20 protein-coding genes are annotated in these 15,981 nt (G+C 41.3%); all 20 read left to right on the top strand.

The genetic code is table 11. The features are described from left to right. The first annotated feature begins 1 nt into the window (after nt 1). The 20 genes from FILTAD_RS13230 (at nt 2) to recN (ending at nt 15,903) form a co-directional block, all read left to right on the top strand. On the top strand, nt 2-1,063 hold the full coding sequence (locus FILTAD_RS13230; protein ID WP_345788910.1) for a M24 family metallopeptidase: 1,062 nt from the start codon (nt 2-4) through the stop codon (nt 1,061-1,063). Between the two features lie 32 nt (nt 1,064-1,095). Further along, a complete protein-coding gene (efp, locus tag FILTAD_RS13225; protein ID WP_124071446.1) occupies nt 1,096-1,653 on the top strand; it encodes an elongation factor P in 558 nt (185 codons plus the stop codon). A gap of 121 nt (nt 1,654-1,774) precedes the next feature. Continuing rightward, nucleotides 1,775-1,984 (top strand): SpoIIIAC/SpoIIIAD family protein, encoded by a 210-nt coding sequence (locus FILTAD_RS13220; protein ID WP_124071445.1) that lies wholly within the window; start codon nt 1,775-1,777, stop codon nt 1,982-1,984. Further along, complete coding sequence (locus FILTAD_RS13215; protein WP_124071444.1) at nt 1,984-2,361, top strand: hypothetical protein; 378 nt, start codon at nt 1,984-1,986, stop codon at nt 2,359-2,361. Before FILTAD_RS13220 ends, FILTAD_RS13215 begins: the two co-directional genes overlap by 1 nt. Nucleotides 2,362-2,376: 15 nt before the next feature. Next, nucleotides 2,377-3,276, top strand: a complete 900-nt coding sequence (locus FILTAD_RS13210) for a stage III sporulation protein AE (RefSeq protein ID WP_124071443.1) — start codon at nt 2,377-2,379, stop codon at nt 3,274-3,276. A gap of 6 nt (nt 3,277-3,282) precedes the next feature. After that, nucleotides 3,283-3,453, top strand: coding sequence for a hypothetical protein (locus FILTAD_RS15840; protein ID WP_160117611.1), 171 nt, complete (start codon nt 3,283-3,285; stop codon nt 3,451-3,453). 67 nt (nt 3,454-3,520) lie between these two features. Next, nucleotides 3,521-3,937 (top strand): hypothetical protein, encoded by a 417-nt coding sequence (locus FILTAD_RS13205; RefSeq protein WP_148085403.1) that lies wholly within the window; start codon nt 3,521-3,523, stop codon nt 3,935-3,937. Beyond that, nucleotides 3,924-4,475: a SpoIIIAH-like family protein gene (locus tag FILTAD_RS13200; protein ID WP_124071441.1), complete on the top strand. Its 552-nt coding sequence runs from the start codon at nt 3,924-3,926 to the stop codon at nt 4,473-4,475. The genes FILTAD_RS13205 and FILTAD_RS13200 overlap by 14 nt, the downstream gene beginning before the upstream one ends. Before the next feature lie 147 nt (nt 4,476-4,622). Next, complete coding sequence (gene accB, locus FILTAD_RS13195) at nt 4,623-5,123, top strand: acetyl-CoA carboxylase biotin carboxyl carrier protein (RefSeq protein ID WP_124071440.1); 501 nt, start codon at nt 4,623-4,625, stop codon at nt 5,121-5,123. A gap of 14 nt (nt 5,124-5,137) precedes the next feature. Next, nucleotides 5,138-6,484, top strand: a complete 1,347-nt coding sequence (gene accC / locus FILTAD_RS13190; protein ID WP_124071439.1) for an acetyl-CoA carboxylase biotin carboxylase subunit — start codon at nt 5,138-5,140, stop codon at nt 6,482-6,484. A 17-nt stretch (nt 6,485-6,501) separates the two neighbouring features. Then, complete coding sequence (locus FILTAD_RS13185) at nt 6,502-6,903, top strand: Asp23/Gls24 family envelope stress response protein (protein ID WP_124071438.1); 402 nt, start codon at nt 6,502-6,504, stop codon at nt 6,901-6,903. A gap of 113 nt (nt 6,904-7,016) precedes the next feature. After that, nucleotides 7,017-7,397 carry a transcription antitermination factor NusB gene (gene nusB, locus FILTAD_RS13180; RefSeq protein WP_124071437.1) on the top strand — a complete coding sequence of 127 codons (381 nt, stop codon included), beginning with the start codon at nt 7,017-7,019 and terminating at the stop codon, nt 7,395-7,397. Between the two features lie 24 nt (nt 7,398-7,421). After that, nucleotides 7,422-8,291, top strand: coding sequence for a bifunctional methylenetetrahydrofolate dehydrogenase/methenyltetrahydrofolate cyclohydrolase FolD (folD, locus tag FILTAD_RS13175; RefSeq protein ID WP_124071436.1), 870 nt, complete (start codon nt 7,422-7,424; stop codon nt 8,289-8,291). Nucleotides 8,292-8,370: 79 nt separating this feature from the next. Further along, complete coding sequence (gene xseA / locus FILTAD_RS13170; protein ID WP_124071435.1) at nt 8,371-9,726, top strand: exodeoxyribonuclease VII large subunit; 1,356 nt, start codon at nt 8,371-8,373, stop codon at nt 9,724-9,726. Beyond that, a complete protein-coding gene (locus FILTAD_RS13165) occupies nt 9,727-9,969 on the top strand; it encodes an exodeoxyribonuclease VII small subunit (protein ID WP_282432588.1) in 243 nt (80 codons plus the stop codon). Then, entirely contained in the window at nt 9,962-10,846 is an 885-nt protein-coding gene (locus FILTAD_RS13160) for a polyprenyl synthetase family protein (protein ID WP_124071434.1), read from the top strand. The genes FILTAD_RS13165 and FILTAD_RS13160 overlap by 8 nt, the downstream gene beginning before the upstream one ends. A gap of 96 nt (nt 10,847-10,942) precedes the next feature. Next, a complete protein-coding gene (dxs, locus tag FILTAD_RS13155; protein ID WP_124071433.1) occupies nt 10,943-12,844 on the top strand; it encodes a 1-deoxy-D-xylulose-5-phosphate synthase in 1,902 nt (633 codons plus the stop codon). After that, nucleotides 12,841-13,662: a TlyA family RNA methyltransferase gene (locus tag FILTAD_RS13150; protein ID WP_124071432.1), complete on the top strand. Its 822-nt coding sequence runs from the start codon at nt 12,841-12,843 to the stop codon at nt 13,660-13,662. Before dxs ends, FILTAD_RS13150 begins: the two co-directional genes overlap by 4 nt. A gap of 78 nt (nt 13,663-13,740) precedes the next feature. Further along, nucleotides 13,741-14,190: a transcriptional regulator AhrC/ArgR gene (ahrC, locus tag FILTAD_RS13145; RefSeq protein WP_124071431.1), complete on the top strand. Its 450-nt coding sequence runs from the start codon at nt 13,741-13,743 to the stop codon at nt 14,188-14,190. 15 nt (nt 14,191-14,205) lie between these two features. Then, complete coding sequence (gene recN, locus FILTAD_RS13140) at nt 14,206-15,903, top strand: DNA repair protein RecN (RefSeq protein WP_124071430.1); 1,698 nt, start codon at nt 14,206-14,208, stop codon at nt 15,901-15,903. Nucleotides 15,904-15,981 lie beyond the last annotated feature (78 nt).

Genomic DNA, 15,981 nt, shown 5'->3' with positions numbered 1-15,981 from the left:
AATTATGAAAATGGAAAAATTACGTGAACTGTTAAAAGAACATGAAATTGACGCACTTCTAGTTACAAACACGTTTAACCGACGATACATGACCGGTTTTACAGGTTCTGCCGGTTTGGCTCTTATTTCACATGATGACGCTGTCTTCATCACAGATTTCCGATACACAGAACAAGCAGAAAAACAAATCGACGGTTTCCGAATCGTCATGCATTCAAAAACGATTATCGAAGAAGTAGCTGAACAAGCAAACCTGATGAAGCTTGGCACAATCGGGTTTGAAAAAGACGATTTAACATTTGGGCTTTATGAACTTTATAAAAAGGCGGTCCAAGCCGAATTAAAACCTGTATCCAATCTCGTAGAAAAAATTCGAATGGTGAAAACTGCTGATGAATTGGTCATTTTGAAAAAAGCGGCTAAAATTGCAGACGATGCATTTGCACATATCTGCACATTCATCAAACCGGGCGTTACAGAAATTGAAGTATCAAATGAGCTTGAATTTTTCATGCGAAAACAAGGCGCAACTTCTTCGTCTTTTGATATAATCGTAGCTTCGGGACTACGCGGTGCGTTACCGCATGGTGTTGCAACGGATAAAGTGATTGAGTCTGGCGACTTGGTCACACTCGATTATGGCGCTCTTTACGATGGGTATATTTCTGATATAACGCGTACCGTTGCGGTAGGGGAACCTTCCGAAAAACTGAAAGAAATCTATGCGGTCACGCTTGCAGCCCAAGAACTTGCTGTTAAAAACATCAAGCCCGGGATGACTGGGATTGAAGCGGATGCCATTGCACGAGATTATATTAAATCTAAAGGCTACGGAGAAGCATTCGGACATTCGACTGGTCATGGGATTGGATTGGAAGTACATGAATCACCTGGATTGTCATCCCGTTCCGAAACAGTTCTTGAGCCGAATATGGCTGTTACAGTGGAGCCGGGAATTTACCTTCCTGGTATCGGGGGTGTCCGTATTGAGGACGATATCATCATGACTGCTGAAGGTAACGAACGCTTAACAGTTGCACCAAAAGAATTAATCATTTTATAATCGAAGTCTATCAATCAATTGGAGGAAACATCATGATTTCAGTAAACGACTTTAAAACAGGACTAACAATCGAATTTGACGGTGATATTTGGCGCGTCATCGATTTTCAACACGTAAAGCCAGGTAAAGGTGCAGCTTTCGTTCGCTCGAAGTTGCGTAATATTCGTTCAGGTAACGTTAATGAAAAAACATTCCGTGCTGGTGAAAAAGTTGAAAAAGCACAAATCGATAACCGTCGTATGCAATACCTATACGCCAATGGTGATGATCACGTGTTTATGGATAACGAAACATATGAACAAATTGAACTTTCATCAAAACAAATTGAAGAAGAACTGAAATTCCTTAAAGAGAATATGGAAGTTCATGTAATCCAATTCAAGGAAGAAATATTAGGTGTTGCATTGCCTGTTACGGTTACACTTGAAGTAACAGCAACGGAGCCGGGCATTAAAGGCGATACAACAAGTGGTGGTTCAAAACCTGCTACATTGGAAACAGGACTTACTGTTCAAGTTCCGTTCTTCGTCAACGTTGGCGATAAACTAATTATTAACACAGAGGAATCCGAATACGTATCAAGAGCATAACGTAGCTTTTTGGATACTGAAAACACATTGCATCCCATACCCGGGATACAATGTGTTTTTTTTTTTTTTTTCATATGACCCAGGGTCCGTACATAGGATGTTGTAATGGGGGGAGTACCGGATGGAACTAAATGATTTACTTCGTATAGCCGGTATAGGATTAGTCATCGGTTTTTTGCATATTTTCTTTGAACAGACAGGTAGAAAAGAATTTTCATTTTTTCTATTTTTCGTCGCTTACATTTACATCACGGTCGAAATGCTTCGTTTCCTTAAAGTCTTCTTCACGCAGATTAGCGAATTCTTTCAATGGTTGTCCATGTCAGTCTAATGTTGACATTACTACAAACCATCGTCGTCTTCCTAATCTTGCTCTTAATCTCGTTTACCGTCCCGAAATTACAACCGTTGTTGTATACAGCCATTTTCTTACTCTTTTTTTTCTACCTACTTATGACTGTCATTTTCCCATTTAGTATCCAGTATGTTGAACTGTTCGAGCCCTTGCCGGACCCATTTGCCAGGCTTTTAATTGGTAGCGCTATCCTATATTTTATATCCGATATTATTTCGAAGCATATCGCAGAAGCCGGCTATGGATCACTTGCTACTATTTCGCACTTCGCAGTTAAAATCACCATTTTGACACTTTGGATTCAGCAAACAACAGAATTGGTCGAGATACTCTCTACACTTATTACAAAATGATCGGACGGGACCGCTATGATTGCTTTTATTGAAGCGACACTCGGAGCAGTATTCTCAAGTTTTGTCATCATTATCATCTCAGCATTCATGGCACTAATGATTGATTTCCTATTTCCGTCATTCGCGAAATGGACGAGAATGATTCTCTTTTTTATTATCGTTACTGTAGCGCTACAACCTGCTTTCGAACATTTAACGCTTATCAAGGATATTGCCCATTCAATTTCAATGATGTTCATCGGCATCTATCCAATTTTGGCGGCAAGTATGGTAGCTTCAGGCGGCGCTTTCAGTATGTTGAATTTCCAACCAGCTATGCTGCTATTTGCGAATGGTGCAGTAATACTGACGGAGCGCTTTCTAATCCCGCTATTGACAGCTGCTATTATTTTTGATCTTGTTTCCAGGTTTCTGCCGGAATTATCGTTTACTAAGATGGCGGATCTGATTAGGACGACCCTTCTTGGGACAGTGTCGGCTGTTGTTGCGGCCTATTCAATTTTCATCACGACTGGCGGTACCATGTCCTGGGCGATGACAGGATTTGCAAGTGCGCCAATCAAAGAGCTAATAAGTCAAAACGTTCCACTTATCGGTTCGTTCATGACCGAAAGCATGGGGACGATTGGACGTTACTCCTCAGGTGCTAGTGTAGTTGCAGGTGGTTGGTTAATTTCAAGTATTTGGACAATTGCACTCGTTCCGTCTATGAAGACATTACTAACAGCATTTTTTTATAGATGGACGGCAGCGCTGATAGAGCCCTACGCACATGAGGACATTACTGGAATTCTTGACGATATCGGCAAGACGTTATTTGTTTTATGTGCAGTCTCTTTTCTTATCGCTTTCGCATTTATCTATTCTGCTCTTTTTTCCATCATCCTCATAAAACTGATCACTACGATGAAATGAGGTGGTTTGATAACTACTTTTTTAGGTGGAATCCTTTCCATCACATTATTATCTTCAATTATTCTGTTATTATTTCCGGAAAAAGCAGAAGACGAATTCATGCCGATCATCAAACTAGCAATGGGTATTTGGATAATAAGTTCATTCTTCTTATTATTTGGTCATAGCTCTTCATGAAAGTGCATAAAATGATTTATGGATAACAGGTCAGTTAACCGACCCAATGAATGAAAATGGTGATGTTATGCAAAAACCAACAAAGAAATCTCATACCATCCTTCTGGGAGCGATTATTATCCTGGTCATCATTTTCATGAGCTCTGGCATTGGAGGGAAGGAAAAAAAGGAGGATGACGTACAGCAATATGCAGAACTTGAACAAGCATTAATGAAAATCGATGGCATTGGAAAGGTCACCTTATATTTCCACTATGAAAATGAGGAGACTGCAAATTCGCTTTCTAATTATTTTTCAACTTCATCTTCTTCAACAAAGGAGAAAAATCCTTTGCGGGGACTTCTCGTTGTTGCAGAGGGCGCGGGGGAATATGGGGTACGTAGCAAGTTGTTAAAAATATTATCTGCCGTTCTACAGTTGCCTGAACATCGTATTGTAATCCAAGAAATGGAAAAAAGGGGGAATAGCAATGAGGACGAATAAAAGAACAGTATGGTTTTTAACGTTATTAAGTCTTGTCGCCGTTATTTCAATTTACTACGTAAAGGAGAAGGGTTCGATGCCTTTTGATGGGATCGCAATTTTCTCTGACGAGGCGCCAAATACAACACTCATCGGAAAAACAGATGATAAAGCGAAGACACAACCTGTTTTTGCAGATGCCTATTTGTTTGAAGATATGCGGATGGAAGTAAGTAACGAAAGAAGCCAATTAAAAGAACAGCTAACTACAAAAGTATCCTCCGCGGATTACACCGCTGAAGAAAAAGATGCTGCATACGAAGAAATGGCGAAACTGACGAAACTGGATTCGACTGAAGCCTTGATGGAAATGCAAATTATGGCTCTTGGTTACCCAGATGCATTTGTACGGGCGGAGAACGGAGCTGTAAGTGTTACAGTTCTATCATCAGAGGGCCATTCAAAAGCGCAGGCAGATGAAATCTCTCATTATGTGATGACTACTTGGGAAGAAGCACGCGATGTACAAGTTGAATTTAAAGGTGATATGGCAAAATAATGAACTCAGACGAAAAGGCCCTAATGAGGGTCTTTTTCTTTTTCCACTAAGACTTTTGAGGTAAATCAACGATATCTGTTTCAATATGAAGGGAAAACGTCTAAAATGGAGAGGAAGTAAAATTAAATGTAGTCAGGGGAATGGATCATGTTAAAAATTCAAGAGATTCGTGAAATTATAAAACTGATTGATCACTCTTCAATTGAAAAGTTTTCATTTGAATCGGAAGGTACAAAAATTGTCTTGAAAAAGAGCAGTGCCTCAAAAACTGTTAAAACACTTGTGGAAACAGAGCCTACAGTTCAGGTAGAAGTGGCAGAAGTCCGTGCGGCAACAGTGGAACCGGTTGAAGTAAAAAAAGAAGCACCTATTGCACCGGCAGCAGTTGAACTTGTGGAAGACCCGACTTTACACAAAATCACTTCACCAATGGTAGGAACATTTTATTCGGCTTCTTCACCTGAAGTAGCAGCTTTTGTGCAACAGGGTGATAAAGTAAATACGGAGTCGATTGTTTGTATCGTTGAAGCAATGAAATTGTTCAATGAAATCGAAGCGGAAGTTACAGGGGAAATTGTTGAAATCCTCGTAAAAGACGGTCAGCTCGTTGAATACGGACAACCTCTCTTCCTTGTTAAAACAAATTGAGGGGGTGCTCACATATGAAAAAAGTATTAATCGCCAATCGTGGTGAAATAGCAGTCCGTATCATTCGTTCTTGTAAAGAATTGGGCATGAAAACAGTTGCGGTCTATTCAGAAGCAGACCGCGAAGCACTTCACGTAGAACTAGCAGACGAAGCTTATTGTATAGGACCGAAGTTGTCGAAAGACAGTTACCTTAATTTTTCCAACATTATTAGTGTCGCAAAAATGACTGGCTGTGATGGGATTCATCCTGGCTATGGTTTTCTTGCAGAGAATGCTAGTTTTGCAGAGTTGTGTGAAGAGGTTAATATTGAATTCATCGGTCCGACAGCGGATGCGATTTCTCGCATGGGAACAAAAGACGTTGCCCGTGAGACGATGCGGAAAGCCGGTGTACCAATTGTCCCCGGATCCACTGGGATTGTTGAGGATGAAGATAATGCATTACGCGTTGCAGAGGAAATTGGCTATCCTGTCATCATTAAAGCAACTGCTGGCGGCGGAGGAAAAGGGATTCGTGTTGCCAGGGATAAGGAAGAGCTTGTAAACGGGATTAAGATTACACAAAAAGAGGCGGCTGCCGCTTTTGGTAATCCCGGCGTCTATTTGGAGAAATTCGTAGAAGTGTTCCGTCATGTTGAGGTTCAAGTACTTGCCGATAAGTACGGCAACACGATTCACCTTGGTGAGCGTGACTGTTCCATTCAGCGTAGAATGCAAAAGCTTGTGGAAGAAGCACCTTCTCCCGCGCTGACACCTGAACTCCGTAGTGAAATGGGAGAAGCCGCTGTCAAAGCAGCACAGGCTGTTAATTACCGTGGTGCGGGCACAGTTGAGTTCATCTTCGATCACATTAATAAGAATTTTTACTTTATGGAGATGAATACACGTATCCAAGTGGAACATCCTGTTACTGAAATGATTACGGGTATCGACCTGATCAGCCAGCAACTTAAAGTTGCCTCAGGCGAGAAATTAGCCTACACACAACAAGATGTTAAAGTCAATGGATGGGCTATCGAATGCCGCATCAATGCGGAAAATCCTTCGAAAAACTTCATGCCTTCACCGGGGGAAGTGACCATGTATATGGCTCCTGGCGGTTTTGGAGTGCGTGTCGATTCTGCTGTTTACACAGGTTATTCAATCCCTCCATTCTATGATTCGATGGTTGCAAAACTCATCGTGCATGCGGATACGAGGGCAGAAGCTGTCGCAAGAATGAGACGAGCGCTTGATGAATTCATCATTGAAGGTGTGGAAACAACCATTCCATTCCATTTGAATCTAATGGACAATGACGTTTTCAAATCCGGAGATTTTGATACGAAGTTCCTGGAAAAATACGATATTATGGACTAACAGGAAGGGGAATTGGTATGTCTGATAAGACAATGCCTTCATTTGTCGGAATGGCTCCGTCAGGGGATGTTGAGCTTGGACGTGTACAGCTAGCACCCGAAGTTCTTGAAGTAATTATCGGAATAGCAACGACAGAAGTAGCAGGGGTCGCAAATACTAGAGGTAATTTCGCGACGGGAGTCGCGGAAAAGTTTGGAAAGGTTATGCATGGTAAGGGCGTTAAGACAGAATGGTCCGAAGAAGGATTGACAATCGATGTCTATTGCGTGATTGAGTACGGCTATTCTGTGCCTGAAGTTGCGAAAGAAATCCAAGAACAAATTCGACATTCAATATTTCATATGACTTCTCTTGAAACAAAAGAAGTGAATATCCATATAACAGGGATACAGTTCGAGGCAGAAACTGACACGATCTAACTTAAAAAGCATCGTCCTTCTGGATGATGCTTTTTAGTCGGTTTTGCTGTATTTTAGCATGCTTAATATGCTATGATAAGGCATTAGAGTTACAGTAGAGGAGAAAAAAGATTATGAAACGACGAGAAGCACGAGAAAAAACGATACAAACACTTTTTCAACTAGATACGACAGAAATGTCTGTAGACGAAGCTATTACTTATATTACAGAAGGTCCTTCTGATTCCTTTTACGAAAAACTAGTTCGGGGAACAGTGGAAAACAAAGCTGAAATCGATAATGTTCTTGTTGAAAAACTGGAAAACTGGTCATTGGAGCGTTTACCTAAAATCGAGCGGACTGTTTTACGACTCGCAACCTACGAACTACTTTTCAATCCGGATGTGCCGCATAGGGTAGTGCTCAATGAAGCGGTTGAGTTATGTAAAACATTCGGCGATGAAAAATCAGGGCGCTTTGTCAATGGCGTATTGTCAAAGTTTGAAGAAAAATAAATAACTTCAGTTGGGGGAAACAGTATGTCTGGAAAACTGATTGATGGAACTGCTATTGGAAAAGAAATAAGACTGGAAATTAAAGATAGGGTAAGCAATTTACTGGACAATGGTTGTAAACCGGGTTTGGCAGTAGTTTTAGTTGGTGATAACCAAGCTTCCCGTACATATGTGAAAAATAAGCAAAAATCGAGCGTAGAGGTTGGTATGAAGTCGGAACTTATAGAGCTTCCTTCTACCGTATCCGAAGAGGAACTTCTCGGTCATATTTCAAAATTGAACAAAGACAATTCCATTAACGGAATCCTTGTCCAACTTCCTTTACCCAAGCATATTGATGAAAATAAGGTCATTAGTGCAATTGATCCAGAAAAAGACGTAGATGTATTCCACCCGGTGAATGTCGGAAAAATGATTATTGGTCAACAAGCTTTCCTATCTTGTACACCATACGGAATCATCAAACTTCTTGAACGGACAGGCACTGAAATCAAAGGGAAACACGCAGTCATCGTTGGTCGGAGTAATATTGTCGGTAAACCAATGGGACAGCTATTGCTACAACGAGATGCGACAGTAACGTATTGTCATTCAAAAACTGAAAATCTTGCTTCTTACACACAGGATGCGGATATTCTTATTGTTGCAATCGGAAAAACAAAATTTATCGATGCAGAGCATATAAAAGAAGGCGCTGTTGTAATAGATGTCGGCATGAATCGTGACGAAAACGGGAAGTTATGCGGAGACGTTGATTTTACTTCAGTAAAAGAAAAAGCTGCTGCAATTACACCGGTTCCAGGAGGAGTAGGACCGATGACAATTACAATGCTACTCAAAAACACACTCCATAGCGCTGAAAAAGCGTATGAAAAAGGCAACTGTTCTCAATAATGATAATGAAACTTGGAGGACGCTGTTTTTCGTCAGAAAGACAGCGTTTCTATACGCCGGAAAATGGGAGGTGAGATTGTTGACTGGGAATCCATATTTATCTGTCCAAGCATTAACTAAATATGTGAAACGAAAATTCGATGCAGACCCCCATTTGCGTAATGTGTACGTTAAAGGTGAATTGTCGAATGTCAAAAGCCATCCGAGCGGTCATATTTATTTCACTTTAAAAGATGACTCGAGCCGTATTCAGTCGGCAATGTTCCGCTCCAGTGCGACGCAACTTAAATTCAAACCAGAAAACGGCATGAACGTCCTTATAACGGGTGATGTGACAGTTTACGAAGCGAGCGGACAGTATCAATTATATGCCCAAACCATGCAGCCCGATGGTATTGGTGCATTATTTCTGGCGTATGAACAACTGAAGGAAAGCCTTGGTAAAGAGGGGCTTTTTGAGGGACGTTGGAAACAGCCATTTCCCCAATACCCAAATACGATTGGTGTCGTAACAGCTCAATCCGGGGCTGCAATACAAGATATTTGTTCAACAATTGAAAGACGGTATCCACTTGCAGAAATCATCTTGTTCCCTGCAATCGTTCAAGGGCCACAAGCTGCTCCTTCGATTGTACAAGCGATTGAACAAGCAGAAGCATACGGGTTGATTGATGTTCTTATCGTAGGCCGTGGTGGCGGTTCGATTGAAGATTTATGGGCTTTCAATGAGGAATCAGTCGCAAGGGCCATCTTTTCTTGTAAAGTTCCTATAATAAGTGCGGTTGGTCATGAAACGGATACGACAATTGCTGATTTCGTTTCTGACAAGAGAGCCCCAACACCAACAGCAGCGGCGGAAATTGCAGTACCTGCGCGTGAAGATTTAGTGGCAAGGATCCTGGAACGAAAACGATCGATTTACACAACCTTGTCCAGCCATATTAAACATGAGCGCAAACGGCTAGATACCTATCAAAATGCATATCCACTTCAATTTCCAGAACGTTTATATCGACCGTTTACTGAAAAGCTAGTGGGCTTTGAGGGAAGATTATTGAGAACAGCACAGAATGTAACTGGAAATAGAAAATCCAATCTTTTTCGAATGAACGGGATGCTTGCCACTTTGTCTCCCAATCAACGGATTAAAGAAGGATACCGTGAAATTTCGGGTATGAATGATCGACTGACGAGGGCAGCGAAGCATGATATCCGTATCCGGAACGATAGATTTCAAACATCTATTCGAATGCTAAAAGCGCTTAATCCACTGGACGTTATGGAGCGAGGGTATTCGATAGTCTACCAAAATGATATAGTAACCAATTCAGTCGCAACTTTTCAGGTAGGATCGGAAGTACAGATTCGCCTGCAGGATGGAACAGTAAACGCAACAGTTCAATCTATCACAACGAATGATGGGGAGGAAAGCTAATTGGAAAGTCAACCTATCCGCTTTGAAGAAGCGATGCTTAAATTAGAAGAAGTTGTCCAGAAGCTCGAAACAGGAGATGTCCCACTCGAAGATGCCATCACACTTTATAAAAAAGGGATGGAACTGTCAGCTTATTGCAATAACAAATTACAAGATGCGGAAAAACAACTTATCTCAATTATTGACAAAGGCGGTGACAAAATTGCTTTCGACCCAACAAAAGGCTCAGACTCAAATGGATGATAGCTTGCAAAAATTCATACGTAAACATACGCCCGCAATTGAAGAACGATTAAATACATTACTGGAAACGGAAACCTCATCACTGACGTTAAGAGATGCAATGGCTTATTCAGTGAATGCGGGAGGCAAAAGGATTCGTCCTCTTCTTGTCTTAGCAACACTTCACGATTTAGACGTTAGCTCCGAGGATGCGATAACAGTCGCGTGCGCCGTGGAATTGATACATACGTATTCTTTAATCCACGATGATTTGCCTTCTATGGACGATGATGATTTTAGACGAGGCAAGCCGACAAACCATACGATTTATGGTGAGGCTGTCGCTATTTTAGCAGGAGATGCACTTCAGACACTCGCATTTGGTTGCCTGACAAAACTTTCATCTACACCAGCCGAAGTTGTTCTTCAAATTATTCATCTCCTTGCAGAGGCTTCAGGTTTACGTGGCATGGTTGGTGGTCAAGTGTTAGATTTAGAAGGTGAAACAAAGCAATTATCATTACTTGAATTGGAAACCGTCCATATTAATAAGACAGGTGCTCTTTTATCATTTTGTATTGAAGCAGGGGCATTGATTGCTGGTGCTGATGCTGTGAAAACTGATAAATTAAAGACTTTCGCCCATAATATTGGACTCGCTTTTCAAATTCGGGATGATATTCTTGACGTTACGTCTACAACTGAAGAACTAGGAAAGACTGTAGGAAGCGACGAGACAAGTGATAAGTCAACGTATCCGTCATTACTTGGATTAGCAGATGCGGAAAAACGACTTAAGAGCCATCAACAATTAGCAAAAAGTGCGCTTTCCATTCTGGAAAAAGAAGAATCGCTTCTTGGTTTATTCGCAGATTATATCGTAGAACGTAAATCCTAAAGAGAACGTAATGTTTGTACTGGTAGACTTACTTGCTATAATGTACTAAACATTGGTTTTTCCGTGGCAATCAATTTATGAAGGTGTGTGATAATGATGGATCTCACTGAAATCACTAATCCATCTTTTATTAAGAAACTCGACAAGGAACAGATGATGGAGCTTGCCGAAGAAATACGTGTATTCCTTATAGAAAAATTATCTGTTACTGGTGGCCATCTTGGACCGAATCTTGGCGTTGTCGAACTGACAATCGCGCTTCACAAGCTGTTTGACAGTCCCAACGATAAATTCCTTTGGGACGTTGGACATCAAGCATATGTCCATAAAATACTAACTGGACGTGCAGGAGATTTTGGCACACTAAGACAATTTAAAGGTCTTTGTGGCTTTCCTAAGATGATTGAGAGTGAACATGATGTATGGGAAACCGGCCATAGCTCAACATCTCTTTCAGCTGCTATGGGGATGGCTGCAGCCCGTGATATTAAAGAGGAAACGAATTACGTAATTCCCGTAATCGGTGATGGGGCGCTTACAGGTGGTATGGCATTAGAAGCACTCAATCATATCGGACACAAAAAAACGAACATGATTGTGATTCTGAATGACAACGAAATGTCAATAGCGCCAAATGTTGGTGCTCTTCATTCTGTTCTTGGAAAGTTAAGAACTGCAGGTAAATACAATACTGCCAAAGATGAACTTGAATATATATTGAAAAAAATCCCTGCCATTGGCGGTACAATTGCAGCCGCAGCCGAACGAGTAAAGGATAGTTTGAAATACCTACTCGTATCGGGGGTGTTTTTTGAAGAACTTGGATTCACATACCTTGGACCGGTTGATGGGCATGACTTCACTGAATTGGAACGTAATATTCAGTACGCAAAAAAGATGGAAGGTCCCGTTATCCTTCATGTTATTACAAAGAAAGGTAAAGGGTATCTTCCCGCTGAAGCCGACAAAATTGGTACGTGGCATGGTACAGGTCCTTACAAGATTGAGACGGGTGATTTTGTTAAAACCTCATCTGTTGCACCTTCTTGGAGTGGCTTGGTGGCTGAGACGGTCAGGAAGATTGCACGAAATGATAAAAGAGTTGCCGTTATCACACCTGCTATGCCGGTTGGATCGAAACTTGAATCATTCGCAACTGAATTTCCAAATCGTTTTTTCGATGTTGGTATTGCAGAACAACACGCTGCAACGATGGCAGCGGGCCTAGCAACTCAAGGCATGAAGCCGTTTCTTGCTATCTACTCGACATTTCTGCAACGCGCGTATGACCAAGTGTTGCACGATATTTCCAGACAAAATTTAAATGTATTCATCGGTATCGATCGTGCTGGACTTGTTGGGGCTGATGGTGAAACTCATCAAGGTGTATTTGATATTTCATTTTTGAGATCGATGCCGAACCTTGTGATCATGATGCCAAAAGATGAAAATGAAGGTCAACATATGGTGAAAACTGCTATCGACTATGATTGTGGTCCAATTGCGATGCGTTATCCGCGGGGTAATGGTATTGGTGTGCCAATGGATGAAACGCTACGACCGATTCCAATTGGTTCGTGGGAAGTTCTACGTGAGGGAAATGATGCTGTAATCTTGACGTTTGGCACTACAATACCTATGGCTCTTGAAGCGGCAGAAATACTAGCTACGGATGGAATTTATGTGAAGGTTGTCAATGCGAGGTTCATTAAACCACTGGACACGGAAATGCTTGACGGAATGCTTGCGACAGGAATGCCTATAATGACGCTTGAAGAAGCAGTATTAGCAGGTGGCTTCGGTAGTGCAATTTTAGAATACACGCATGACTCCATATTCCCAACACAACTTATTCGTCGAATGGGAATACCCGATCAATTTATCGAACATGGAAATGTAGAAGCGTTGTTGGATGAAATCGGCATTACTGCGGGGCATCTTGTTGAAAATATGAAAGCACTGATTCATGATCAAGTTGCAGAGAGGGAAAAGGTATGACAATCCGTATTCCTAAAGAACGTGTCGATATCCTTCTCGTTGAGCGGGGGTTGGTGGAAACAAGAGAACAAGCAAAACGTTCTATCATGGCCGGAATCGTTTTTTCAGCTGAAACAAGGATGGATAAGCCCGGAGAGAAAATTCCGTCAGATGCCCCGCTAATTATAAAAGGGACGTCTTTGAAATATGTAAGCCGTGGCGGGTTGAAGCTTGAAAAGGCTTTAGAAGTTTTCGAGGTCGATGTCATGAAGAAAATTGTATTGGATATAGGCTCTTCAACAGGTGGCTTCACAGATTGCGCCTTGCAAAACGGCGCTGCCCATTGCTATGCACTTGATGTAGGCACCAATCAGCTGGCCTGGAAAATACGACAAGATCCCCGCGTAACTGTTATGGAAAAAACGAATTTCAGACATGCGACACCTGAAATGTTTCAAGATGGGATCCCTCAATTTGCTACAATTGATGTATCATTCATCTCTTTGACACTTATTTTACCAGCGTTGAAAAATGTACTTGCTTTAGGTGGAGATGTTGTTGCGCTAGTTAAACCGCAATTTGAGGCAGGGAAAGGAAAAGTCGGAAAAAAAGGAGTCGTTAAAGAATTTTCCGTCCATTTCGATGTCTTGAAAAAAATCGCGAATGCCTCAATCCAAGAAGGATTTAGCCTGTGCGGCATATCCTATTCACCAGTTACAGGCGGTGAGGGGAATATTGAATTTCTCTTCCACTTAACTTCTGTAACAACGCCGGAAAACCTCTTTAATGATGAAGCATTAGAGGCTATTATTCGCGATGCCTACAAGACATTGAACTAACACAACAATACTATCCAAGTCTTTTCATGCAGCATCCCTAGCCCGTTGAGGTCAATACTTTGTATCGGAGTGATTAAATTGAATAAAGGTCATCGACATATACGCATACGGGATATTATCTCGAACTTAGAAGTTGAAACGCAAGATCAATTAGTGGATAGCCTAAAGGCCGCGGGCGTAGATGTGACACAAGCAACCGTTTCCCGTGATATTAAAGAAATGCATCTTATTAAAGTCCCATTGGAGGATGGTCGTTACAAATATAGTCTTCCTCAAGTACATAAGTACAATACGGAACAAAAGCTACATCGTGCTTTGACTGATGCATTTGTCAGCATTGATGGCGCGGGTCATTTTTTAATTTTGAAAACGTTACCGGGAAATGCACAAGCGGTTGGCTCACTTTTAGATCATTTGGATTGGGAAGAAATACTTGGCACGATTTGCGGCGATGATACCTGTCTCATAATTTGCAGGGATGAAAACTTTTCAATGGAACTAAAGGAAAGATTGCTAGCGATGCTTTGAGAGAGGTGACAGCAATTGTTAAGCGAAATCTCTATAAAAAACTTTGCAATTATTGAAAAACTGGAAGTCACTTTCAACGAAGGTCTCACTGTACTAACAGGAGAGACCGGGGCGGGTAAATCAATTATCATTGATGCTGTTACTCTTCTAGTAGGCGGTAGAGGATCCCAGGAATTCATCCGCCATGGAGAAAAAAAGGCCGAGCTGGAGGGCATGTTCATAATTGATGAACCACAAAACCCTGTCTTCAGTAAACTGGCAGACTTTGATATAGAAATAGAAGATGGCGTTGTCATATTACGGCGGGATTTGAATTCGAATGGAAAAACGGTCTGCCGTGTCAATGGAAAGCTTGTCACGATTGCTATTATGAGAGAAATCGGTTCACATCTTATCGATATTCATGGGCAACATGAAAATCAGGAACTGATGCATGAAAGAACACATATTCATTTACTCGATCAATTTGCAGGAGAAAGACTAGCGAACGCGCATCATAACTATACTGATCTTTATGGACATTACAAAAGGTTGAAACGAAAGCTCGAAACCGCCAATGAAAACGAACAACAAATTGCTCAACGTATCGATTTATATTCATTTCAACTAAAAGAAATCAATGCAGCTGCTCTCATTATCGGGGAAGAGGACGAGCTTGAGGATGAAAAGCAGAAGCTTCAAAATTTCAATCGGTTATTTGAGCGTTTGAATAATGCTTACGAATCGATTAGTGGTGATACACATGCGCTGGATTGGGTTGGATCTGCTATGAGTGACATTGAGGATGCAGCATCTGTGGATAAAAACATGAAACCACATGCAGAAATAATTGCAACAAGTTTCTATTCCTTGCAAGAAACGGCTTACGAACTAAAAAATGTATTGGATGAAATGGAATTCGATCCAGCGAGGCTTGACATTGTCGAAGAACGATTGGCATTACATATTTCTCTAAAAAGAAAATACGGTAAAACCGTTGAGGATATTCTTATCTATCGTGATAAGATTGCAGATGAACTCGACAATTTACTGAGTAGGGATGACCGTTTATCCGCCGAACAAGCAAGACTTGCCAGCCTTTTAAAAGATTTGGAAATCGAAGCTGGCGAACTCTCCATAATACGACAAGAGGTCTCTATACAATTGGAAGACGCCATTATGGAACAACTTCAACAACTTCATATGGGCAAAGCTTCTTTTAAAGTCGATATTAAGCAGAAGGCGACCGGAATTTTCGATTCCAATGGTTTTGATGACGTTTCATTTCTTATTTCGACGAATGTAGGGGAACCGTTGAAACCTCTTGTGAAAGTTGCTTCAGGTGGGGAACTTTCCCGCGTGATGTTAGCACTTAAAACAATCTTTTCAAAACATCAAGGTGTTACGTCACTTATTTTTGACGAAGTCGATACAGGGGTGAGTGGAAGGGTGGCGCAAGCAATCGCTGAAAAGATAGCAATGATTGCTACCCATTCGCAAGTGCTCTGCATATCGCACTTACCACAAGTTGCAGCGATGGCGGATTATCATTACCTCATTAAAAAAGAAGTGCAAGGTGATCGAACAAGAACTGCAATCCACGATGTCATTCAATCCGATAGAACAGACGAACTATCCAGAATGTTATCGGGCGCAGAAATTACGCCGCTTACATTAAAACATGCAGAAGAACTACTTAACCTGGCACATGAACGAAAAAAAAACTTTAGATAAAAAACAAACGTACATAGTCAATTGTGTACGTTTTTCAACGTTTATCAAGCCGTTTTTCTTTTTTGCTTTATTTACCCT

The organism is Filibacter tadaridae (assembly GCF_900609045.1).
Classification (GTDB): domain Bacteria; phylum Bacillota; class Bacilli; order Bacillales_A; family Planococcaceae; genus Sporosarcina; species Sporosarcina tadaridae.
The sequence above is the reverse complement of the archived record's forward strand: the minus strand, read 5'-3'. Positions and strand labels throughout refer to the sequence as shown.